This is a genomic window from Arenibaculum pallidiluteum, from assembly GCF_017355985.1.
GTDB lineage: Bacteria > Pseudomonadota > Alphaproteobacteria > Azospirillales > Azospirillaceae > Arenibaculum > Arenibaculum pallidiluteum.
This window is the reverse complement of the sequence record NZ_JAFIQU010000002.1, coordinates 330426-352956: the sequence shown is the minus strand read 5'-3', so window position 1 is coordinate 352956 and position 22531 is coordinate 330426. Positions and strand designations below refer to the sequence as shown.

The following is a 22531-nucleotide window of genomic DNA, read 5'->3' as shown; positions in this document are numbered from 1 at the left end:
CATGCTGGACCGCGTCAACTGGATCGATGTCGGCCTCGTCGAGGACATTCCGGCGCGCGGCGCCCGGACGATCGCGACCCCGCTCGGCGAGGTGGCGGTGTTCCGGACCGGCGCGGGCGAGGTCTTCGCCCTGATGAACCGCTGCCCGCACGCGAACGGGCCGCTTTCGGAAGGCATCGTGCACGACCGGCACGTCACCTGCCCCCTGCACGGGCGGGTGATCAGCTTGGCCACGGGCCGCATGAGGGACCCTGATACCGGCTGCACGCCGACGCTGCCGGTCCAGGTCGGGGAGGACGGGGTGATCCGCCTCGCCCTGGTGCCGAGCTTCGCCAATGCCTGACCTGCACCTCCCGGGCACCGTCGCCTCATTGGCGGACGGAGCGGCGGATGGGGCAGCGGATGGGGCAGCCACCGCGACCACCTGTCCCTATTGCGGGGTCGGCTGTGGTGTTTTGGCCGCGCCGGGGAGGGTCTCGGGCGACCCCGCCCATCCCGCCAATGCCGGCCGGCTGTGCTCGAAGGGCGGCGCCCTTGCCGAGACGCTGGGGCCCGAGGGGCGGCTGCTGGCGCCCGAGATCGGCGGGCGCCAGGCCGGCTGGGACGAGGCGCTCGGGCTGGTGGCCCGGCGCTTCGCCGAGACGATCGCGGCCTACGGACCGGATTCCGTGGCCTTCTACGTCTCCGGGCAGCTCCTGACCGAGGATTACTACGTCGCCAACAAGCTGATGAAGGGCTTCATCGGCAGCGCCAACATCGACACCAACTCGCGCCTGTGCATGGCCTCGACCGTGGCGGGGCATGTCCGGGCCTTCGGCGCCGACCTGGTGCCCGGCTGCTACGAGGACCTCGAACTCGCGGATCTCGTCGTGCTGGTCGGCAGCAATGCCGCCTGGTGCCATCCCGTGCTGTTCCGCCGCCTGCAGGCCGCGCGCGAGCGGCGCGGCACGCGTCTGGTTGTGATCGATCCCCGGCGCACGGCCACCTGCGACGGGGCGGACCTGCATCTGGCCCTGCGCCCGGGCACCGACGTGGCGCTGCTCGCCGGCCTGCTCGCCCATATGGACCGGACCGGCGCGGTCGACCGGGACTTCCTGGAATCCCGCACCACCGGCTTCGATGCGGCGCTCGCCGCCGCACGGGCGTCCTGCCCGGACGCGGCCGCCACCGCGCGCGCCTGCGGCCTGGACGAGACCGACGTCGCCCGCTTCTTCGACTGGTTCGCGGCCACCGAACGGGCGGTCACCTGCTGGTCCCAGGGCGTCAACCAGGCCAGCCGCGGCACCGACAAGGTCAACGCCATCCTGAACCTGCACCTCGCGACGGGGCGCATCGGGCGGCCCGGAATGGGCCCGCTTTCCCTGACGGGCCAGCCGAATGCCATGGGTGGGCGCGAGGTCGGCGGGCTGGCGAACCAGCTTGCCGCCCATATGGGCTTCTCGGACGAGGCGCGGGACCGCGTGGCCCGGTTCTGGGGGGCGCCCGCCGTCGCGCCAGGGCCGGGGCTCAAGGCCGTGGACCTTTTCCGCGCGGTCGGGCAGGGGCGCGTAAGGGCTGTCTGGGTGATGGCGACCAACCCCGCGGCCAGCCTGCCCGAGGCGGACCGCGTCGCGGCGGCGCTTGCGGGCTGCGACTTCGTCGTGGTGTCGGACTGCGTGCGCCGCACCGACACCGTGCGCGCCGCCCATGTTCTGCTGCCCGCCGCCGGCTGGGGCGAGAAGGACGGCACCGTCACCAATTCCGAGCGGCGGATCTCGCGCCAGCGCGCCTTCGTGGCGCCGCCGGGCGATGCGCGGCCGGACTGGTGGATCGTGACCCAGGTCGCGCGGCGCATGGGCTGGGCGGACCGCTTTCCCTACGAGAGCCCGGCCGAGATCTTCCGCGAGCACTGCGCGCTATCCGCCTTCGAGAACGACGGCGGCCGGGCCTTCGACCTGGGCGGGCTCGCGGGGCTGGACGATACCGCCTACGACGCGTTGGCCCCCGTCCAGTGGCCGGTACCGGCCCATGCCGCCTGCGGCACTGCCCGGCTCTTCGCCAATGGGCGCTTCCAGACGCCCGACGGGCGGGCCCGCCTCGTGGCGGTCGCGCCGGAGGATCCCGCGCGCATGCCGGGACCGGACTTCCCCCTGGTGCTCAACACCGGCCGGCTGCGCGACCAGTGGCACACCATGACGCGCACCGGAAGGTCGGCCCGGCTGTCCGCCCACGAGCCCGAGCCCTTCGTCGCCGCGCATCCCGACGCGCTGCCGCCCGGCCTCGCTGACGGGGGCTTCGCTGCGGTCGAGACGGAGGCGGGCCGCGCGCTCCTGCGCCTGCGCGCCGATGCGGGGCAGCGCCCCGGCACTCTGTTCATGCCCATGCACTGGAGCCGCAGCACCGCCGCGGCCGGCGGGGCGGGGCCGCTGGCCAGCGCGGCCGTCGATCCCGTGTCCGGCCAGCCCGAGCTCAAGCATGCGCCGGCCCGTATCGAGGCATGGATCCCGGCCTGGAGCGGCTTCCTGATCGCGCGGGAGCCGGTCGCGCTGGACGTGGCGCCCTACTGGGCGCGGCGCCAGGGCCGCGACTGCCAGATCCATGCCCTGGCCGGACAGGACCTGCCGGACCTGTCCCCCGCGGCCCTTCTTGGCGCCGCCGGCGGGGCCGAGGAGATCGAGCTGACCGACCTGGGCCGCGGCCGCTACCGCTGGGCACGGCTGCAGGGCGACCGGCTGCTCGCCTGCCTGTTCGTCGCGCCGGGCGGCCCCACGCAGCCCGGCGCCTGGATCGAGGAGCTGTTCTCGCGCACGGCGCTGACCTCCGAGGAGCGGCGCTGGCTGCTCAGCGGCCGGAGCCCGGCTGCGCGCCCGGACGAGGGGCCCGTCGTCTGCGCCTGCATGCAGGTGGGCCGCGACCGGATCCTGGCGGCCTGCCGGGAAGGCGGTGCCGCCAGCGTCGAATCGCTGGGCGTCGCCACGGGCGCCGGCACCAACTGCGGATCCTGCATCCCGGAACTCAAGGAGCTGATCGCCCATGCCCGACATCGGCCTGCCGCCTGAGCCCGCCCAGCCGGGTCTGCCCTACCTTCCGCTGTTCCTGGAAGCCGGCGGGCGCACGGCCCTGGTCCTCGGCGGCGGGGCCGCTGCCGTCGCCAAGACGGCGCTGCTGCGCCGCGCCGGCATGCGCGTGCGCGTCGTCGCCCACACGCTCGAGGCCGAGCTGGCGCTGCTGGCGATGACGGGCGCTGTCGAGCACCGCGCCCGGGGTTTCGAGGAGGACGACCTGGACGGTGCGGTGCTGGCGGTCGACGCCAGCGGGGACGAGGCGCTGACGCCGCGCGTGGTGGCAGCCGCCCGGGCCGCCCGCGTGCCGCTGAACGTGGTGGACCGGCCGGCCTTCTGCGACTTCATCTTTCCCGCGATCCTCGACCGCAGCCCGGTCATGGTCGCAATCTCGACCGGTGGGCTGGCCCCGGCGCTGGCGCGCCTGATACGCCAGCGGCTGGAGCTGGCGATCCCCGCGGCCTTCGGTCGGCTCGCCCGCCTGGCGGGGTCCATGCGCGGGCTCGTCGCAGCGCGCCTTCCCGCGGGCGAGCGGCGCCTGCGCTTCTGGGACGCGGCGCTGGCGGGCCCCCCTGCCGAGCTGGTGCTGGCCGAGCGCGATGCCGAGGGGCGGATCGCCTTCGAGCGCCTGCTGGACGCCCATGCGGCCGGGCTGGACGAGCCGGCGCCGCCGGTCCTGCTGGTCGGCGCGGGGCCCGGCTCGCCCGAGCTACTGACGGTCGCCGCGGTCCGCGCGATCCAGGGGGCGGACGTGATCCTGCACGACGACCTGGTTGGGCCCGGCATCCTCGATCTGGCGCGGCGGGATGCGCGGCTGATCCGCGTCGGCAAGCGGGCAGGACAGCATTCGGCCCGACAGGAGGAGATCAACGCCCTGCTGCTGAAGCATGCGCGCACCGGTGCGCGCGTCGTCCGGCTGAAGGGCGGCGATCCCTTCCTGTTCGGCCGCGGGGGCGAGGAGGCCGAGCACCTCGCGGCGCACGGCGTCGCCGTGCGCGTGATCCCCGGCGTGACCGCGGCGCTGGGCTGCGCCGCCTCGGCCGGGATCCCGCTGACCCATCGCGGCGTGGCGCGGGCGCTGCATCTGGTCACCGGTCATTCGCGCGATGGCGGCCTGCCGGGCGACATCGACTGGGAGGCGCTGGCCCGGGCCGGCGGCACCATCGCAGTCTATATGGGGCGCGAGGCGCTGCCGGCCCTCGCGGCGCGCCTGGCCGAGGCCGGCATGCCCGCCGACACGCCGGCCATCGCCATCGAGAATGGGACCCGCCTGGACGAGCGGCGTTGCCGTGCGCCCCTGGGCGAGCTGCCCGACCGGGTCCGGGCCGAATTGCCGGGGCGGGGGCCGACCCTGGTGATCGTCGGTGCCGTGGCGGCGCTGGGCGGCGCAACCGTCCCCATGTCAGTGGCGGCGGAGTCGCTCTCCGCCACCGTCTGAGGCCGCAGGAACGGCGCATGGCGCCGTCCCGGCACTGCCTGCGGCATTCTGTCCGGTGTGAAGGCCCGGGGGCGGAGTGCAACCTTCGGAGGATCGGATGCCGGTCGCTCCTTGGTCGCGGCAGGCAGGCCGCGTCCCGGCGCGCGCCGCGGCAAGACCGCTCCCCGCCAAGCGAGGCCCCTGGATGGATCGTGCATCCCTCACGCCTGCCGAGCGGCAGGCGCAGATCGTCGAACGCATCGCCAGCACGGGTATCGACGAAGCGGTGATCGAGAGGCTCGTGCGCGCCTTCTACGGCAAGGTGCGGCAGGACCCGCTGCTCGGTCCCGTCTTCGAGGCCGCGATCTCCGACTGGGAGACGCACCTGCGTCATCTTATGGACTTCTGGTCCTCGGTGACCCTGATGACCGGGCGGTTCAACGGCCGACCCATGCAGACCCATGCCCGGATGGATATCGGCGTCGGGCATTTCTCCCGCTGGCTCGAGCTCTTCCGCGAGACCGCGGCCGAGGTCTGTACCCCCGCCGCGGCCGCCATCTTCGTCGACAGGGCCGAGCGGATCGGCCGGAGCCTGCTGGCCGGGCGGGCCCATCTCGCCTGACCGGGACCTCCGAGGGCACCTGTCCCTTCGGCAGGGCATGGCGATGCCGCCCGTCCGCCACTGTTGAGCGGTTGTCGGAGCGGACAGGAGGATATCCCATGGCACGCGAGGATAAGACCCGGCCCGACATGCCGGATTGGCGGCGTCTCGGCCCCCATCACGAAGCCAGCGACGAAGACCGGCGCAGGGAAGGTCCGGCCGGTCCGACCGATGCCGAACGGCCGAGCTGGAAGCCGCGCGGGACGGAAGACCGTCGCAGCACGGAAGATCGGTAGGAAGGGCGATCTGGCGCTTCCCGGCGGTTGCGCCTATCCTGCCTGCCCGAGGGCCTCGGGACCGGGCTATGTCATGTATCGCCCCAAATACGTCACCGAATGGGATGGAATCTTCCACGTGCTCGCCGGCATGCCGGAGCTGCTGGTGGACACCTATCTGGCCCGGTGCGGCTTCAGCCGGGTCGAGGGGCATCGGGCCTTCTCCAACGGGCAGATCGTCGTCAGCCTCGTCGGGTGCGGGGACATATGGTCGAGCCCGGGGTGGCGCCTGGTCGGCCAGGCACCGGAGCGCTTCTTCGTTCTGCGCCGCATCGGCGTGCGCCAGCCGCGGACGGTGCCGGACCACGCCCTGAGCTGAGGTGCGCTGTATTGAGGCCCGCGGATCCGTGCCTTCAGCTCAGATCGTACCAGACCCCGTCCTGACGGCAGATCAAGCCCTTGCCCTGGCGCTCGAATCCGTTCGTGCGGTATTCGCGGACCACGGCGCGGCAGACCGTTTCGTCCTCGCTTGGCTCGGCGGCACCGACGGCCACGCGGCCGGCGGCGCCCGTGGCGGGGTTGGTCCAGGCGGTCTCGGCCTGTGCGGGCGCCTCGGCGATCTTCAGCAGCGCCGCGGCCTCGGCCGGCCGGTCCTTGTCGGGCACCAGCGCCGTGGCCTCGCGCGAGCGCTCGGCCTCGGCATAGGCCTCTTCCAGGATGCGCTGCTCGTCCGCCGCGGCCTTCAGCGACGCCGTCGCATCCCAGGCGTGCCGGGCTCCTGCAGGAAGCCCCTGTGCGGCGCCCAGGCCACCGGTCAGCGTGCCGATCACGAGCCGTCCGGCAAGGCCGGGCCCGTACTCGCGGGCGATCTCCGCCGCCGCCTTGCCGACGAGATCGGGCGGGCGCGGGCCCGCGACGATGCCGTCGGCGACCCTCTTCAGCGGCACGCCGAGCTGCTCCAGGGACACCGGCTCCTCCGCCGGCGCCACAGGGGCTGCGGGCTGCGCGGCTTGACCCGCTCCCGGCGGCTGGACCGCTCCACCGAGCATGCTCGCCAGCCGGGCCTCATACCCGGATCCAGCCTGCTCCAGCGTCGCGCAGCCCGCGGCCAGCGCCGCCCAGACCCCAAGCAGGGCGGTCGCCCCGACAGTCCAGCTCTCAGCCATCGCGCAGATCCCTCCTTCGGCTGCGGAAAGGCGCGAGGCTATCGCATTGCGGTGTGGCCGTTGTGAGGCATCGGTCCCCTCGGGGCGCGGGACGCGGGGTAGGATGGGGCCCGTGCTTGCCAAGCCCCGCGCGATTGCTAACCTTCCTGGCCCCATCCGGAGCGGATCGCGTCCGTGCCAACAGGACCGGCCCTGCGAACCCGTCCCGGACCATACGATCTTACGAGCGGTTGCCGGGTCGGAAGGACCACGCCGGCCCGAGGTGCGCATGCAGGATAGAACCGTCCCCAGCCCGTCCGTCCGCCCCGCCGCGGGCCCGCGCACGACAGTCAGGCCCGGGAGGCCGCATCCGCTGGGCGCCACCTGGGACGGCAACGGCGTGAACTTCGCGATCTTCTCGGCCAATGCGACGAAGGTCGAGCTGTGCCTCTTCGATAAGTCCGGCACCAGAGAGGTCGAGCGAATCCCGCTGCCGGAATACACCGACGAGATCTGGCACGGATACCTGCCGGACGCGCGGCCGGGCCTACTCTATGGCTACCGGGTCCATGGGCCCTACGAGCCCTCGGCCGGCCATCGGTTCAATCCGAACAAGCTGCTGGTCGACCCTTACGCCCGCGCGCTGCACGGCGCCATCCGCTGGTCGGACGCCCATTTCGGCTACCGCGTCGGCAGCTCGCGCCTGGACCTGTCCTTCGACCGACGGGACAACGCCCGCGCCATGCCCAAATGCCGCGTGGTCGACCCGGCCTTCACCTGGGGCGACGACCGCCCGCCGCGGGTGCCGTGGTCCGACGTGGTGCTGTACGAGACGCATCTGCGCGGCCACACCATGCGGCATCCCGACGTTCCGGCGCCGCTGCGCGGCACCTGCGCGGGCCTGTCATCGCAGCCCGTGATCGCCCATCTGCGCGAGCTCGGCGTCACCTCGGTCGAGCTGCTGCCGGTCCATGCCTTCTGCGACGACCGCCACCTCGTGCAGCAGAACCTCCGGAACTACTGGGGCTACAATACGCTCAACTTCTTCGCGCCGGAGCCGCGCTACCTATCGTCGGGGGCGATCGCGGAGTTCAGGACCATGGTCGCGCGCCTGCACGAGGCCGGGATCGAAGTGATCCTGGACGTGGTCTACAACCACACCGGCGAGGGCAACCAGATGGGCCCGACGCTGAGCTTCCGCGGCATCGACAACGCGTCCTACTACCGTCTCCGCCAGGACAACCGGCGCTACTACGTCGACGACACCGGGACCGGCAACACGCTCGACCTCACCCACCCGCGCGTCCTCCAGCTTGTCATGGATTCGCTGCGCTACTGGGTGACCGAGATGCATGTGGACGGGTTCCGCTTCGATCTCGCGACCACGCTCGCGCGCGAGGCGCATGGCTACGATCCCGGCTCGGGCTTCCTGGACGCCTGCCGCCAGGATCCCGTGCTGCAGACCGCGAAGCTGATCGCCGAGCCCTGGGACATCGGACCTGGCGGCTACCAGGTTGGCGCCTTCCCGCCGGGCTGGGCCGAATGGAACGACCGCTACCGCGACGCAGTCCGGCGCTACTGGCGAGGCGATGCCGGCGTGCTGCCGGAGCTCGCCGCGCGCATTACGGGCTCGGCGGACCTGTTCGAGCGCAAGGGGCGCAGGCCATGGGCCTCGGTCAACTTCGTCACGGCCCATGACGGCTTCACCCTGGACGACCTCGTGAGCTACGAGCGCAAGCACAACGAGGCGAACAAGGAAGGCAATCGCGACGGCCACGACGCCAACCACTCGTCCAACCACGGCGCCGAGGGGCCAACCGCGGATCCGCAGCTACGCGCCCTGCGCGATCGTCAGAAGCGCAACATGCTGGCGACGGTGCTGCTCTCCCAGGGCACGCCCATGCTGCTTGGCGGGGACGAGATCGGCCGCACCCAGCGCGGCAACAACAACGCCTACTGTCAGGACAACGAGATAAGCTGGTTCGACTGGTCCCGCCGCGAGACCGGCCACGAGCTGACGGCCTTCGTCAAGCGCCTGCTGCGGCTGCGGCGCCAGCATCCGGTCCTGCGCCGTCCAGTCTTCCTGCACGGGCGGCAGACCTCGGGCAGTGGCGTCCGGGACATCACCTGGTATACGCCCGACGGAGTCGAGAAGACCTCGGACCAGTGGCGGGATCCCGAGGCCCGCACCCTCGGGGTCCTGCTGAACGGGGAAGCCGGCTTCTACATGGCGCCCGACGGGGCGCCCGCACACGACAGCACCCTGCTGCTCGTGCTCAACGCCTTCCATGGCGTCGTGCCCTTCGTGCTTCCCAGGATTCCCGGGGCGAAGTCCTGGCGCTGCCTGCTCGACACCATGCATCCCGCCGGGGAGCCGGATCCGACGCCGTGGCCCGCCGAGACCCGCTTCAAGGTCGGAGGACGGTCGCTGCTGCTGTTCGAGCTGATTTACTCTTCTGGTAATCCCTAGGGCGCATCATAAAAATCGTGTTCATCCGCCGCACCGGTCGCGACCCATGCCAGACTATGATTTCAGCCATGTCGACTGCGTGCTCTACGAGCCGGAGGCCAATATCCGGCGCCTCGTGCGCGACGTTCTCGGCACGCTGAAGCTCAACCGGGTCCATGCCTGCGAGACCGTGTCGCAGCTCCGCGCCGCGCTTCAGGCCGGGGCGGGGGCCGACCTCGTGATCGCCGACTGCGCAGCCGCGGACGGTGAGGTTCTTGGCATCTTCGTGCAGCTTCGGAACGGTGCGTTTGGCGGCAATCCCTTCTGCGGCCTGATCGGGACCGCCTTCACGCCCACCCAGCAGCTTCTCGTCAAGGTGACCAACAGCGGCGCGGACGCGCTGCTTGTGAAACCGGTGGCGCCGCGCCAGATCCGCGACCGCATCGTGGGCCTCGTCGAGGCGGCGCGGAACTTCGTGGTGACCGCCGACTATGTCGGGCCCGACCGCCGCAAGGGCCCGCGCGAAGGCGGCCAAGCCCAGCTCGTCGAGGTGCCGAACACCCTGCGCCTGAAGGTGACGGGGACCGCGGCAAAGGTGAACCTGCACGAGCTCGTCGAGGCGGCCTCGGCCGAGGTGAACGAGCGCAAGCTGGAGCGCATGGCCTTCCAGGCGGCATTCCTGATCGCATTCGCGCGGCCCGGCCTCGCGGCCCGCACGCATGACCGGCTCGCCTTCGAGCATCTCGGCCGTGTCCCGGCGTTGCTCAACGATCTCGCCGCGCGAATCCCCGGCCATGCCGAGGGAAAGCTGCCCCACGCGTCGGCCCTGGCCCAGACGATCGTCGCCGCGGCGGAGCAGGCGCGCCGGAGCGTCGCCGGCGGGATGCCCGTCGATCTCGGCCCGCTCCTGGTCAGCGTGGCCGAGCTGGTGGTGGAGGTGGCTCCGGCGCGCGACCGCGAGGCCATCATCGCCGAGGTCGAGGCCGCCACCGCCGCCTACCGCGAGCGGATCGAGCGCTTCATCCAGGCCCGGGCCGCGGCGGCAGCGGCTGCGGAAGCCGCCCCGGCTGCGGATGCTGCGGCGGGCGCGGAGCCCACCGAAGTACCGTCCTCGGGCTGAGGCACGGGCCGGCCGGGACAGGTCCGGCAGCGCGCCGGCAAGCGGGCCGAGCGGCGGGGCGGACGGGTTCCGGTGGGGCAGGGAAGATATGCCGCCGGGGCGGCGGAGCAAGCGGGCGTCTGGAACGTTACCCGTTGCGTTTACCCCGTCCCCACAGCGCGAGGATCCCATGGCCCGCTTCGCCCATACCATGCCGTTCGGTGCCGAGATCGGCGATGGTGGCGTACGCTTCAGGCTCTGGGCGCCGTCGGCTGCCGATGTGCGCCTGGTCGTCGAGGGAGGGCCGGAGCTGCCCATGGAAAGGCTCGACGGCGGCTGGCACGAGCTGACGACCGATGCAGCGCGCGCCGGCAGCCGCTATGCCTTCCGGCTTCCGGACGGGCTGCAGGTCCCCGATCCCGCCTCCCGGTTCCAGCAAGACGACGTCCATGGCTTCTCCACGGTCGTCGATCCGCGCAGCTATGAATGGCGGAACACGGCCTGGAAGGGACGGCCCTGGAACGAGACCGTCCTCTACGAGCTGCACGTCGGCACCTTCAGCCCCGAGGGCACCTATGAGGGGCTGCTGCGCCGGCTGGACCATCTGGCCGAGACCGGCGTGACGGCGGTCGAGCTGCTGCCCCTGGCCGAATGTCCCGGGCGCCGCAACTGGGGCTACGACGGCGTCATGCTGTTCGCGCCGGAGGCCGCCTATGGCAGGCCCGAGGAGCTGAAGGCACTCGTCGACGCGGCGCACGAGCGCGGCCTGATGGTCTTCATCGACGTCGTCTACAACCACTTCGGCCCCGAGGGGAACTACCTGCACGCCTATGCGGGGTCGTTCTTCACCGAGCGCCATCACACGCCCTGGGGCGCCGCCATCAACTTCGACGGCTCGGACGCGCGGCCGGTCCGGGACTTCTACATCAACAACGCGCTCTACTGGCTCAACGAGTACCGCTTCGACGGCATCCGCTTCGATGCGGTGCACGCGATCATCGACGATTCGAAGCCGCACATCCTGTTCGAGCTGGCCGAGCGCGTACGTGCCGAGGCGCAGGCCCAGGGTCGCGAGATCCACCTGGTGCTCGAGAACGCGGCCAACGAGTCCCGTTTCCTCGGCCGGGACCAGGGCGGCGCCCTGCGCTATGACGGCCAGTGGAACGACGACTACCACCATGCCGCCCATGTGCTGCTCACGGGCGAATCCGGCGGCTATTACGCCGACTTCGCGGCCGAGCCGCTGCGCATGCTCGGGCGGTCGCTGGCCGAGGGATACATCTTCCAGGGCGAGAAGTCCGAGTTCGAGGGACATCCGCGGGGCGAGCCCTCGACCCATCTGCCGCCCGCGGCCATGGTCAATTTCCTGCAGAACCACGACCAGATCGGCAACCGCGCCTTCGGCGACCGGCTGGCGACGCTTGCGCCGGAGGAGGGGCTGCGCGCCCTGCTGGCCGTCACGCTTCTGGCCCCCCAGACGCCCATGCTGTTCATGGGCGAGGAATGGGGCGCGCGGACGCCGTTCCAGTTCTTCGTGGACTTCCACGGCGAGCTCGCGGACGCGGTGCGCGAAGGGCGGCGCAAGGAGTTCGGATCCTTCAAGGAGTTCCAGGATCCTGAGATGCGGGCCAGGATTCCGGATCCCAACGCCGACGAGACGTTCCAGCGCTCGCATCTCGACTGGTCCGAAAAGGACAAGCCCGAGAACGCCCGGATGCTGTCCTTCGTTCGCGGCCTGCTGCGCCTGCGGGCGGGCGACATGGCTCCGGTGCTCGCGCGGGCCATGCCGGGCGGCCGCTACCGTCTCTGGGATCGCAGCGGGCTCGCGGTAGAATGGCCGCTCCAGGGCGGGGGGACGCTGCGCCTGCTCGCCAATCTCGGCGACGCGCCGATCTCGGACGCCGAGCGTTCCGGCGGCCGCGCCCTGTTCGAGACTCATGCGGGCTCGCGCGCGGAAGGTCAGCTTCCGGCCTGGTCGGCCGGCTTCCATCTGGTGGATTGAGGAAACGGCGAATGGCCTCTTCGGACGAACTCGACCGGCTCGCGCGGCTATTGGGGATCGACCCCTTCTACACGGACATCTGGGGGGAGCGGCGCCAGGTCGCCGAGAGCACCAAGCGCGATCTGGTCGCGGCGATGGGATATGCCTGCGGCACGTCCGAGGAGATCTCGCGCGCCCTGCACGAGCTGGAGGAGCGGCCGTGGCGCAGGCCACTCAGCCCCGTCGGCATCCTGGACCAGGGCGGCTACGCCGCGATCGAGATCGTGCTGCCGGACGGGGCCGCGGCGGTGGCCTGGACGATCCGGCTCGAGGATGGCTCCGAGCGTTCCGGCCGCGCCTCCGGGACCGAGCTGGAATGGCTCGAGGAGCGCCAGGTCGACGGCGCGCCCGTCAAGCGCTGGCGTCTGCACGGGCTGCCGCAGGACCTGCCGCTGGGCTATCACCGGCTGACCGTGAGCGGACCGGTCGAAGCCTCCATGAGCCTGATCGTGGCGCCGGTGCGCTGCCTGGTCCCTGCGGATCTGGTCCCCGACCGGCGGCCCTGGGGTTTCGGGATACAGCTCTATTCGCTGCGCAGCGGCGACAACTGGGGCATGGGCGATCTCGCGGATCTCGGCCGCTTCGCCGAGATCGCCGCGGAGCTCGGCGCGGACGTGGTCGGGCTGAACCCCATGCACGCCATGTTCCCGGCCGATCCCAACAACTACGGCCCCTATTCGCCGTCGAACCGGACCTTCCTGAACGTCCTCTACATCGACATCGCCGGCCTTGCCCAGGAGCTCGGCCAGCAGCTTCCCGGGGATGCGGAGACGCAGGGCCGGATCGCAGCCCTGCGCGGGGCCGAGCTGATCGACTACCCCGCCGTATCGGCCTTGAAGATGCCCGCGCTGGAGCGGCTGTTCGAAGCGTTCCAGGCGCGCGGCGGCGACCGCGCCTTCGACGCCTGGCGGGCCGAGCGCGGCGTGGCGCTCGAGCGGCAGGCGCTGTTCGACGCGCTGCACGAGCGGTTCTATGGCGGCGAGGAGCTGTGGGACTGGCGCCGCTGGCCCGAGGGGTTCCGGCGGCCCGACGGCGAGGGGGCAGTGGCCTTCGCGCGCGACAGGGCCGACCGCGTGACCTTCTTCGCCTGGCTGCAGTGGGTCTCCGACCGCCAGTTCGAGGCCGCGGCCGAGCGCGGACGGCGGGCAGGGCTCGGGATCGGCTTCTATCGGGACCTCGCGATCGCCAGCAACCCTGGCGGCGCCGCGTCCTGGTCCGACCCAGACGTCGTGCTCGCGGACGCCTCGGTCGGCGCGCCGCCGGACATCTTCAACCCCAAGGGCCAGAACTGGGGCCTGGCGCCGCTCTCGCCCGTGGGGTTGCTCGAGCATGCCTACCTGCCGTTCATCGAGGCGGTGCGGGCGACCATGCGCCATGCGGGCGCCATCCGGATCGACCACGCCATGGGCCTGCGGCAGCTCTACTGGATCCCCGCGCGCGAGAACCACGAAGGCGGCGCCTATGTGCGCTATCCGCAGCGCGACCTGCTGCGGCTCGTCGCGCTGGAGAGCCACCGCGAGCGCTGCGCCGTGATCGGGGAGGCGCTGGGGACCGTCCCCGAGGGCTTCCTGGACGAGCTGGCGGAGGCCGGGATCCAGGCCTACTCGCTGCTCTACTTCGAGCGCGAGAAGGACGATTCCTTTAGGCCGCGCGAGGCCTATCCCCGGGATGCGCTGGTCTCGGTGACGACCCACGACCTCGCGACGCTCAAGGGCTGGTGGGTCAGGCGGGACCAGGAATGGCGCCGCGAGCTCCATCTCTTCAAGGACGAGGACGCCTACCGCAAGGAGAAGTCCGATCGCGAGCAGGATCGCGGACGCCTGGTCAAGGCGCTGGTCGAGGCGGACGCGTGGCCGTCCGACGCGCCGCCACCGGACGAGGTCGGGCCGGAACTCGCGGCGGCGGTGCACCGTTTCCTCGCCGAGACACCCGGAAGCATCATGCTGATCCAGATCGAGGACGCCCTCGGCGAGGAGGAGCAGCCGAACCTGCCGGGCACGACGACCGAACACCCGAACTGGCGCCGCCGCCTGCCGCTCGACCTCGAGGACCTCGCGGGAAACCCCTTCCTGAAGGCCGTGGTCGAGGCCACGCGCGCCGGCCGCCGAACAAGAGGCTGAGCCGCCATGTCCGAGCAGACTTCCAACCCGTCCTCCGAGCAGCGCACGGCCCCCCCGGCGGTGCCGCTCGCGACGGTCCGCTTCCAGTTCACCAAGGACTTCCGCTTCGAGCACGCGGCGGCGCTGGTGCCCTATCTGGCCTCACTGGGGATCAGCCATATCTACGCCTCGCCCTTTTTGAAGGCGCGCAGCGGTTCGACCCATGGCTACGACATCATCGGCCATGCCGAGTTCAACCCGGAGATCGGCTCGCACGAGGACTTCGAGCGCATGGTCGTGGCGCTGCACGCCCATGGCATGGGGCTGATCCTCGATTTCGTGCCGAACCACATGGGTGTCGGCGGGCACGACAACGCCTGGTGGCTCGACGTGCTGGAATGGGGGCGCACCTCGCCCTTCGCGTCGTTCTTCGACATCGAATGGGACCCGGTGGAAAGCGCGCTGTCCGGCAAGGTCCTGCTGCCGGTGCTGGGCGATCATTACGGGCTCGTGCTGGAACGCGGAGAGCTGGAGCTGCGGCTCGACGAGCAGCGTGGCACGCTCAGCGTCTGGTACTACGACCACCGCTTCCCGGTCGCGCCCGCGTGCTATCCCGGCGTCTTCGCACGTGCCCGCGAGGCGCTGGGCGAGTCCGGCAAGGCGCTCGACCCGCTGATCGAGGGCTTCGAGCGGATCGGTCATGCCGGGCCGAGCGTGCAGGAGCAGGCACTGGCCCGGCGCGAGGCCGACGAGCTGCGCCGCCAGCTCGCGGCGCTGCTGGTGTCGGATCCCGCCGCGGCCGAGGCGGTGCGGAGCGCCGTCGCCGCCTACAAGGGCAGCCCCGAGGATCCCGGGAGCTGGGTGCCCCTGCACGAGCTGATCGAGGCGCAGGCCTACCGCCTTGCCTTCTGGCGCGTCGCCTCGGACGAGATCAACTACCGCCGCTTCTTCGACGTGAACGACCTGGCGGGACTGCGGATCATCGAGAACGACCAGCTCTTCGAGCTCGCCCACCAGCTCGTCTTCCGCCTGATCGGGGACGGCAAGCTGCAGGGCCTGCGGCTCGACCATATCGACGGGCTCTACGATCCCGTCGCCTATTGCCGCAAGCTGCAGGACCGGGCGGGCTACCTGCTGATCCAGGCCCATGCCTCGGGGCGCGGCATGGCGCCGCCGCAGCACCCCACGCTCGCCCTGCGCGAGCCGCTCTACCTGTTGGTCGAGAAGATCCTGGCCCATGACGAGAAGCTGCGGCCGGACTGGCCGGTCTCGGGGACCACGGGCTACGAGTTCATGAACCTCGTGCATGGGCTCTTCGTGGACCCTGCCGGCGAGCAGCCGCTGACCGAGGCCTACGAGCGCTTCATCCGGCGCGAGGCCGATTACGGCGAGGTCGCGGCGGAGGCCAAGCGCCTGATCATCACCAGCAATCTCGCCAGCGAGCTGAAGGTGCTGAGCAGCATGCTCTACCGGCTGGCGCGCCAGAACTGGTCCACGCGCGACTTCACGCTGACCGGGCTGCGGGGGGCCCTGGTCGACGTCGCGACCTACTTCCCGGTCTACCGCACCTACGTGACAGGAGAGCACATCGACGAGACCGACCGCATGTACATCGACCGGGCGGTGGAAGCCGCGAAGCTGAACACGCGGGCCCCGGATCTCAGCATCTACGACTTCCTGCGCAGCGTGCTGACCACCGACCTCGCGCGCGATCCCGGCAAGGGCTACGTGGCCGAGGACGTGATCCGCTTTGCGATGAAGTTCCAGCAGTTCACCGGGCCGGTCACCGCGAAGGCGGTCGAGGACACGACCTTCTACCGCTTCTTCCGGCTGGTTTCGCTGAACGAGGTCGGCGGCGAACCGGCCGTCTGGGGGACCCGGCCCGAGACGTTCCACAAGGCCAATGACGAGCGGCTGCGGGCCCTGCCTTTCTCCATGCTGGCGACGGCGACCCACGACCACAAGCGCGGCGAGGATACCCGCGTCAGGATCGACGTGATCAGCGAGATCGCGGCGGACTGGGCGGCACGTGTGGAGCGCTGGGCCGGCATGAACCGGGCGCGGGTCGCTCGGATCGACGGCCGGCCGGCTCCGGGCTTGAACGACCAGTATCTGTTCTACCAGACAGTCGTCGGCGCCTGGCCACTGGAACTGCGCGCGCCCGATTCAGACGGCCTCGGCGACTTCGCCGAGCGGATCCTGGCCTACATGCTGAAGGCCACGCGCGAGAGCAAGCACCGCACGAGCTGGACGGCGCCGGACCAGCGCTACGAGAAGGCGCTGGAGAGCTTCGTGCGCACCGTCCTCGATCCCGCCCAGTCCGGCGAATTCCTGCGTGATCTCGTAGCTTTCCAGAAACGCATCGCGGTCGCGGGCGCGGTGAACGGGCTGGCGCAGACCCTGCTGCGGCTGACCGTGCCCGGAGTGCCCGATCTCTACCAGGGCACGGAGTTCTGGGACCAGTCGCTGGTGGACCCCGACAACCGCCGCCCGCCCGACTGGGAGGCGCGGCGGCAGGCGCTGGAGGCCGGCGGCGACGCGGCGGATGCCTCGGCGTTGTTGGAGAGCTGGCGCGATGGCCGGATCAAGCAGCACGTGATCGCCTCGACCCTGAGATGGCGCCAGCGCTGCCCCGCGCTGTTCGCGTTGGGCGAGTACGTGCCGGTCGCAGCCGAAGGCGAGCACGCCGAGCGCGTGCTGGCGTTCCTGCGCCGGCACGAGGGCTGCACCATGCTGGTGGTCGTTCCGCGCCTGGCAGCCGGCCTCATCGGAGAGGCGCGCACGCCGCTCGTGCCTGCCGAGGCCTGGGGCAACACGAGGCTGCGGCTGGGCGGGCAGGGCGGAGGATCCGCCTTGACCGACAGGTTGTTCGGACTGAAACTCTCCCCCGGAGAGGATGGCGCCATCGCCGTGGGCGATCTGCTGCGATCCTTCCCGGTCGGTCTCTTCGAGGCCGAGGGCTGATCCGCTCGGGCCGTCCGGGGTCCCCCGAATAAGAAGACGAGGCATTAGGACATGAAGGGCGATCCCAAGGTCATCCGCCACCTCAACACGATCCTGACCAACGAGCTGACTGCCATCAATCAGTACTTCCTGCATGCGCGCATGCTGAAGAACTGGGGCATCGAACGCTTGGCCAAGAAGGTGTACGAGGAATCGATCGGCGAGATGAAGCACGCCGATTACCTGATCGAGCGCATCCTGTTCCTCGACGGGCTGCCGAATCTTCAGGACCTCCTGAAGCTCCGCATCGGCGAGGACGTGCCGGAGATGTTCACCTCGGACCTTGGCATCGAGACGCACAACCGGAACTGCCTGATCGAGGCGATGGCGTATTGCGAGGAAGTCCGCGACTACGCCAGCAAGGACGTCCTGCTGACGATCCTCAATGACACCGAGGAGCATATCGACTGGCTCGAGACCCAGCTGGGCCTCATCGACAAGGTCGGACTCCAGAATTACCTGCAGCAGCAGATGGGCGAGGGCGAGCCGGAGTGAGCGGCGGAGCGGCGGGCCGCATCGGCCCGCCGCCTGACCGCAACGGCAGGGCTGTCGCGGCCGTGTGTGGCCGTCCGAGAGCGGATCGCGATCCCGTATGGCCGTCAGGTCGCGTGAGTCCGCTCCAGTTTGCATGAAACGGACGCGGTTTGAGGTTCGAGGCGAGCCTCGAATCGCCCTACGAGGCGAGCGCGGAACGCCGGCGCTTGTTCATGCCGCGCTTGCCGGGAAGGGCGGGGCCGCCGGCCAGGACCTGCTCGATGGCGGCGCCCAGGTCGCGTGGGCCGGCCGGCATGCGCAGCACGACCACCGCCTCGGGCCTCTCCCGAGGGGAAGGCACGCTGTCCTGTCCCGTCATCAGCACGGCGGGGATCACCGAACCATGGTAGCGCCGGAGCACCCGAATCGCCTCGATCCCGTCCTCGCCGAGGGCGAGCTGCCGATCGCAGACGATCAGCTGTGGCGGTGCGGGGCGTGTCGACACCGTCACCATCAGGGATCCGATGTCGCGGGCTTCTAGCGGTCTCGCGCCCCAGGATCTCAGACTGGAGGTTACGGCCGAGCGGGCTTCGTCGTCGGCCATGGCGACGCAGACCTCGACCCCGGGAAAGGCGAATTCGTGCCCGCCCGCGCCCGGGACCGCGGCGAGGGACGCGGGCGGCGGCTGGATCTCCACCAGCAGCGAGAAGGTCGAGCCGCGTCCGGGGCGGCTGCTGACCCGGATCCGCGTTCCCATCAGCGCTGCCGCCTTGCGGACGATCGCAAGTCCGAGCCCGACTCCGGGCACCGAATCCGTCAGGGGACCGTCGAGGCGCTGGAACTCCTCGAAGATCACGTCGAGCTTGTCCGCCGGAATTCCGGCACCGGTGTCGCTGACCAGGATCTCGGCATAGCGGCCACGGCGTCGCGCGCCGACCAGGATGCCGCCGCGGTCCGTGTACTTCACAGCATTGGCAAGCAGGTTCCGGACGATCTGCTGCAGCAGCCCGCTGTCGGCCAGCACGGTCATCTCCGGGGCGCGATAGCGGAGCCGCAGGTTCTTCGTCTCGGCCACCGGGCGCGAGGATGCCACGATCCCCTCGAGCAGCGGCGCCAGGGGCACAGGCTCCAGCACGGCCTGGACGGCACCCGCCTGATGGCGGGTGATGTCGAGCAGGGAGGTCAGCATGCCGCTGAGATCCGCCGTGACCTTGCGAAGCATGTCGACGACCGGCGACAGCTCGCTCCCGCTCACCCGGCGCTGAAGGACGGCCGTCAGAAGCTCGATGGACTGGACGGGCTGGCGGAGATCGTGGCTCGCGGCGGCAAGGAAGCGGACCTTGTCCGCCGATCCCTCCTGCGCGAGGCTGCGCGCCAGTTCCAGGTCATGCTCGACGCGCTTGAAGGCCGTGACGTCCTGGAACGTGCCGAGGGCACGCCGGAGATCGCCGTCGTCCTGCCGTTCGGTCGTCCAGGTGACCTTCAGCCAGCGAACCTCGCCCTGGGGCGTCGTGATCCTGTAGACGGCATCCCCCTTCGCGACGCCACACTCGATACGGTCCACGAGATCGCGGAAGGCGGAACGATCCTCGGCCGGTATGAAGATCCCGTAGCCGCCGATGCTCGGCCGGTAGCTCAATGGCGTCACGCCGTGGAGGCGGTAGGCGCCGGCGGACCAGATGACGGAGTTGTGCGCGTAGTCGACCTCCCAGCAGCCCAGTCCGGCCATCGTCTCGATGGCGGAAACTTCGCCATCAGACCGGAATAGGGTCCCCACCGGAGGTATTCCCCGCACGCTCAACTCTCCTCGATGTCGAGATTTTCTGCATTATATGGAAATCCGAGAGGGTGGGCAACTAAGGTTTCGCAACTTTCTGAGTTACCACCATCAATAGTTACCGTGCGCAAAGTATGCTGAATTTTACGCATGCTGGAGCTGTGCTGTCTTCTGCTGCGCTGCGCAAAATAAAATATGGGAAAATCGAATAATTTTAGAAATATGCCACTTGCCCGGTGTCAGGGCATCTGTGCGGCTGCCCGCTCATAGGCGGCGAGACCATCCTTCCATAGCTCGATATGGAGTCCTGCCCCGATCCGTTCCTGCGCGATGACCTGAGCCATCAGCGGAGCCATGAACTGGCCGGCCCGGCTGGATTCGGGTTTCGGCGTGGCCGCGGGTGAGGGCTGTCCGCCGGGCGGCGGCGATGGGGTATGGCCGTCCTCATCCCTGCCTCCGCGCCGAGGCTGTGCCAGGACCGGGGCCGCCGGACGGGCATGCCCCCGGAATGCCTCCGGCACCGGCGCCGCAACGCTCCGGACGAGCGCGCGGCTCCGGGCTGCGTCGGGCGGGGGGAGCAGGAGTTGAGGGCCAATCAAAGCCGTATGGTCTCCGGTTCGGAAGGGACCACCAGTCTAGGCTGACGGCCGCCCATCGGCCCGGAGGCAAAAAGCGAGCGCCGCCGGCCCCGCTGGGTAGATCCCTTGCAGGAGCGGCGGCGCGTTCATGAACCCGGATACAAGGAGCCTGCCCCTTTCCATGGGGTTAGGCTGCGGCGCGCGCTACTCGCCGGACTTGCGGCTGCCGAGGCTCGCGAGCTGGCGCTGCATCTCGGCCAGCCGCTGCTGCATCTCTTCCAGCGCCTTCTCGCTGTCGGGTTTGCCGCGCCCGGCCTCGCCCTCCTCACCCTTGCCGGCTTCGCCCGGCCCGAAGGGCGAAAACATGCGCATCGCGCGCTCGAACATGGCGAGGTTCTGCTTCCCCATTTCCTCGAAGGTGCCGAACGGGAACATGCCGCCAAGCGTATTCTGGAAATAGTCGCGCATCTGCTCCTGGTTACGGGCCAGTGCCTGCATGCTGTACTCGAGGTAGCGCGGAACCACCCATTGCATGTTGTCGCCGTAGAACCCGATGAGCTGGCGCAGGAAGCTGATGGGCAAGAGGTTCTGCCCTTTGCTTTCCTCTTCTACGATGATCTGGGTCAGAACCGAGCGGGTGATATCCTCCCCGGTCTTGGCGTCATAGACGACGAAGTCCTTCCCGTCCTTCACCATCTGGCAAAGATGGTCCAGCGTCACGTAGCTGCTCGTCGCCGTGTTGTAGAGGCGCCGATTCGCGTACTTCTTGATCGTGATCGGGGCGGTCCTCGGATCTTCTTTTTCCGCGGTGGGGGCGGCTTTGGTCATGGCGATCCGCACATCTTTTTTTGGGCAAACAAACAATTACGCGACATCGCAGGTCGCGCGCAAGCGTCATGCTGCTTTGCATCAGGTTGACGGGATCAACCGGCAGGTGCGCCACTGGCAGCCCCGCCGGCCGCGCTCTATAGTGCCGCCATGGCCGACGATGCCGATACCGATCCGCCGTCCCTGGAGGCGCTGGCGCGCCGCTACCTGGACCTCTGGCAGGAGCAGTGGGCCGCCATGGCCGCGGACCCCGAGCTCACGGACGGCCTTGCGCGCCTGATGCGCTCTCAGGTCGCGGCCTTCTCCGCGGCAGCGAGCGGCACGGCCGCGTTCGCCGGCCCGGGCGGTGCGAGCCTGCAACCTGGAGGTGGCGCCCATGACCCCGCCCGATCCGGCACCGCGGTTGGGACCGCGGCCGCTGAGCCTTCATCTGGCAGCGGCCCTGGCAGTCTGGCCGGGATCGAAGCCCGCCTTGGCGCTGTCGAGGAGCGGCTCGCTGCCCTGGAGGCCCGAGCTCGCGGAGCGGGCCGAGCAGCTGCGGCCTCTGCTGGCGACCGCCGACCCGGCGGGGCTGGCAAGCGCGGTGGACCGTGAGGCCCGTCGCCGCCTCGATCGCTTCCTGACGGGCGTCGCCCGCTACCGGGGCCACGTTTACAGGCGGGCGATGCCGCCCGTGCCCGCCATCTGGGCCGAGGGCGACGCACGCCTTCTCGATTTCGGATCCCTGGGGGCGGGAGGCGATGGCGGCCTGCCGCTGCTGCTGGTTCCGTCGCTGATCAATCGCGGCTACATCCTGGACCTCGCGCCCGGGCGCAGCTTCGCCCGGTGGCTTGCCGCGCGCGGCGTCCGGCCGCTGCTTCTGGACTGGGGCCGGCCCGGCCCCCGGGAGCGGCGGTTCACGCTGGACGATTACGTGTCGGGATGCCTCGCCCGTGCGCTTCAGGCCGCGGTGGCGGCGGCGGGCGGGCCGGTCGTCGTGGCCGGGTACTGCATGGGCGGCCTTCTCGCCACGGCGCTGGCCGGCCTGCATCCCGAACAGATCGCGGGGCTGCTCCTGATGGCGACGCCATGGGACTTCCATGCGGAGGATGCGGGCGCCGCGCGCCGCGCTGCGGCGGCGCTGCCGCTCGCCGAACCGCTGCTGGCGGCGCTGGACGAGATGCCGACCGATGTCCTGCAGACCCTGTTCGCCATGCTCGACCCAGCGCTCGCGCTCCGCAAGTTCGTGCGCTTCGCGGCGCTCGATCCCGACGGGGACGAAGCGCACGCCTTCGTGGCCCTCGAGGACTGGCTGAACGACGGCGTGCCGCTGGCGGCTCCGGTCGCGCGGGAGTGCCTAGGCGGCTGGTACGGCCGGAACGAGCCGGCGCGCGGCGAATGGCGCGTTGGCGGCCGCCCGGTGCGGCCCGAGGCGCTGCGCCTGCCCGTGCTCGCGCTGGTGCCGGCGCGTGACCGGATCGTCCCGCCGGCATCAGCCCGCGCTCTGGCCGAGGCGATCCCCGGAGCCGAGCTGCTGGCGCCGCCGCTGGGTCACATCGGGATGATGGCCAGCGCCTCGGCAGGGACGCTGGCCTGGGAGCCGATCCTGGCCTGGCTCGGCGGAATCGGTGCGTCGCGGCAGACCGCATTGCGCGGAACGGGAAAGGGCATCCCCGGTTGAGGGGCAGAAGGGGCGCTGATCCCGCGCGGGATCCGGATGTTGCC

The 22531-nt window shown here is 70.6% G+C and carries 16 protein-coding genes; 13 read left to right on the top strand and 3 right to left on the bottom strand.

Features of this window, described 5'->3' with window-relative positions:
• Nucleotide 1: 1 nt before the first annotated feature.
• From nirD to JUB13_RS05635, 6 genes are all read left to right on the top strand, one after another.
• A complete protein-coding gene (gene nirD / locus JUB13_RS05660; protein WP_207477814.1) occupies nt 2-343 on the top strand; it encodes a nitrite reductase small subunit NirD in 342 nt (113 codons plus the stop codon).
• Nucleotides 336-3038: a nitrate reductase gene (locus JUB13_RS05655; protein ID WP_207477813.1), complete on the top strand. Its 2703-nt coding sequence runs from the start codon at nt 336-338 to the stop codon at nt 3036-3038. Before nirD ends, JUB13_RS05655 begins: the two co-directional genes overlap by 8 nt.
• Nucleotides 3013-4479, top strand: coding sequence for a siroheme synthase CysG (gene cysG, locus JUB13_RS05650; RefSeq protein WP_236024747.1), 1467 nt, complete (start codon nt 3013-3015; stop codon nt 4477-4479). Before JUB13_RS05655 ends, cysG begins: the two co-directional genes overlap by 26 nt.
• A 184-nt stretch (nt 4480-4663) precedes the next feature.
• Nucleotides 4664-5080 carry a group III truncated hemoglobin gene (locus JUB13_RS05645; protein ID WP_207477812.1) on the top strand — a complete coding sequence of 139 codons (417 nt, stop codon included), beginning with the start codon at nt 4664-4666 and terminating at the stop codon, nt 5078-5080.
• A gap of 98 nt (nt 5081-5178) precedes the next feature.
• Complete coding sequence (locus JUB13_RS05640; protein ID WP_207477811.1) at nt 5179-5355, top strand: hypothetical protein; 177 nt, start codon at nt 5179-5181, stop codon at nt 5353-5355.
• A gap of 73 nt (nt 5356-5428) precedes the next feature.
• Complete coding sequence (locus tag JUB13_RS05635) at nt 5429-5713, top strand: hypothetical protein (RefSeq protein WP_207477810.1); 285 nt, start codon at nt 5429-5431, stop codon at nt 5711-5713.
• Nucleotides 5714-5747: 34 nt separating this feature from the next.
• Here the strand turns inward: JUB13_RS05635 and JUB13_RS05630 are convergent, their stop codons facing one another.
• Nucleotides 5748-6500 (bottom strand): hypothetical protein, encoded by a 753-nt coding sequence (locus JUB13_RS05630; protein ID WP_207477809.1) that lies wholly within the window; start codon nt 6498-6500, stop codon nt 5748-5750.
• Between the two features lie 268 nt (nt 6501-6768).
• On the opposite strand from JUB13_RS05630, the gene glgX reads away from it, so the two are divergent.
• The 6 genes from glgX (at nt 6769) to bfr (ending at nt 17665) form a co-directional block, all read left to right on the top strand.
• Entirely contained in the window at nt 6769-8949 is a 2181-nt protein-coding gene (glgX, locus tag JUB13_RS05625) for a glycogen debranching protein GlgX (RefSeq protein ID WP_207477808.1), read from the top strand.
• A 46-nt stretch (nt 8950-8995) separates the two neighbouring features.
• A complete protein-coding gene (locus JUB13_RS05620; RefSeq protein ID WP_207477807.1) occupies nt 8996-10048 on the top strand; it encodes a response regulator transcription factor in 1053 nt (350 codons plus the stop codon).
• A gap of 169 nt (nt 10049-10217) precedes the next feature.
• Nucleotides 10218-12029: a malto-oligosyltrehalose trehalohydrolase gene (treZ, locus tag JUB13_RS05615; protein ID WP_207477806.1), complete on the top strand. Its 1812-nt coding sequence runs from the start codon at nt 10218-10220 to the stop codon at nt 12027-12029.
• Between the two features lie 11 nt (nt 12030-12040).
• Entirely contained in the window at nt 12041-14188 is a 2148-nt protein-coding gene (gene malQ / locus JUB13_RS05610) for a 4-alpha-glucanotransferase (RefSeq protein WP_207477805.1), read from the top strand.
• Nucleotides 14189-14194: 6 nt separating this feature from the next.
• On the top strand, nt 14195-17131 hold the full coding sequence (gene treY, locus JUB13_RS05605) for a malto-oligosyltrehalose synthase (RefSeq protein ID WP_207477804.1): 2937 nt from the start codon (nt 14195-14197) through the stop codon (nt 17129-17131).
• Between the two features lie 51 nt (nt 17132-17182).
• On the top strand, nt 17183-17665 hold the full coding sequence (gene bfr, locus JUB13_RS05600) for a bacterioferritin (RefSeq protein ID WP_207477803.1): 483 nt from the start codon (nt 17183-17185) through the stop codon (nt 17663-17665).
• A 178-nt stretch (nt 17666-17843) separates the two neighbouring features.
• Here the strand turns inward: bfr and JUB13_RS05595 are convergent, their stop codons facing one another.
• Both JUB13_RS05595 and phaR read right to left on the bottom strand, forming a co-directional pair.
• A complete protein-coding gene (locus tag JUB13_RS05595; RefSeq protein WP_207477802.1) occupies nt 17844-19373 on the bottom strand; it encodes an ATP-binding response regulator in 1530 nt (509 codons plus the stop codon).
• 830 nt (nt 19374-20203) lie between these two features.
• Nucleotides 20204-20827 (bottom strand): polyhydroxyalkanoate synthesis repressor PhaR, encoded by a 624-nt coding sequence (gene phaR, locus JUB13_RS05590; RefSeq protein WP_207477801.1) that lies wholly within the window; start codon nt 20825-20827, stop codon nt 20204-20206.
• 376 nt (nt 20828-21203) lie between these two features.
• Between phaR and JUB13_RS05585 the strand changes: the two genes are divergently transcribed.
• Nucleotides 21204-22487, top strand: a complete 1284-nt coding sequence (locus JUB13_RS05585; RefSeq protein ID WP_207477800.1) for an alpha/beta fold hydrolase — start codon at nt 21204-21206, stop codon at nt 22485-22487.
• Nucleotides 22488-22531 lie beyond the last annotated feature (44 nt).

Coding starts and splice junctions, on each gene's coding strand:
- JUB13_RS05645 (WP_207477812.1), top strand. CDS start 4,664: ATGGATCGTGCATCCCTCACGCCTGCCGAGCGGCAGGCGCAGATCGTC.
- phaR (WP_207477801.1), bottom strand. CDS start 20,827: ATGACCAAAGCCGCCCCCACCGCGGAAAAAGAAGATCCGAGGACCGCC.
- glgX (WP_207477808.1), top strand. CDS start 6,769: ATGCAGGATAGAACCGTCCCCAGCCCGTCCGTCCGCCCCGCCGCGGGC.
- bfr (WP_207477803.1), top strand. CDS start 17,183: ATGAAGGGCGATCCCAAGGTCATCCGCCACCTCAACACGATCCTGACC.
- treZ (WP_207477806.1), top strand. CDS start 10,218: ATGGCCCGCTTCGCCCATACCATGCCGTTCGGTGCCGAGATCGGCGAT.
- JUB13_RS05630 (WP_207477809.1), bottom strand. CDS start 6,500: ATGGCTGAGAGCTGGACTGTCGGGGCGACCGCCCTGCTTGGGGTCTGG.
- JUB13_RS05620 (WP_207477807.1), top strand. CDS start 8,996: ATGCCAGACTATGATTTCAGCCATGTCGACTGCGTGCTCTACGAGCCG.
- malQ (WP_207477805.1), top strand. CDS start 12,041: ATGGCCTCTTCGGACGAACTCGACCGGCTCGCGCGGCTATTGGGGATC.
- JUB13_RS05595 (WP_207477802.1), bottom strand. CDS start 19,373: ATGGCCGGACTGGGCTGCTGGGAGGTCGACTACGCGCACAACTCCGTC.
- JUB13_RS05635 (WP_207477810.1), top strand. CDS start 5,429: ATGTATCGCCCCAAATACGTCACCGAATGGGATGGAATCTTCCACGTG.
- nirD (WP_207477814.1), top strand. CDS start 2: ATGCTGGACCGCGTCAACTGGATCGATGTCGGCCTCGTCGAGGACATT.
- cysG (WP_236024747.1), top strand. CDS start 3,013: ATGCCCGACATCGGCCTGCCGCCTGAGCCCGCCCAGCCGGGTCTGCCC.
- treY (WP_207477804.1), top strand. CDS start 14,195: ATGTCCGAGCAGACTTCCAACCCGTCCTCCGAGCAGCGCACGGCCCCC.
- JUB13_RS05655 (WP_207477813.1), top strand. CDS start 336: ATGCCTGACCTGCACCTCCCGGGCACCGTCGCCTCATTGGCGGACGGA.
- JUB13_RS05640 (WP_207477811.1), top strand. CDS start 5,179: ATGGCACGCGAGGATAAGACCCGGCCCGACATGCCGGATTGGCGGCGT.
- JUB13_RS05585 (WP_207477800.1), top strand. CDS start 21,204: ATGACCCCGCCCGATCCGGCACCGCGGTTGGGACCGCGGCCGCTGAGC.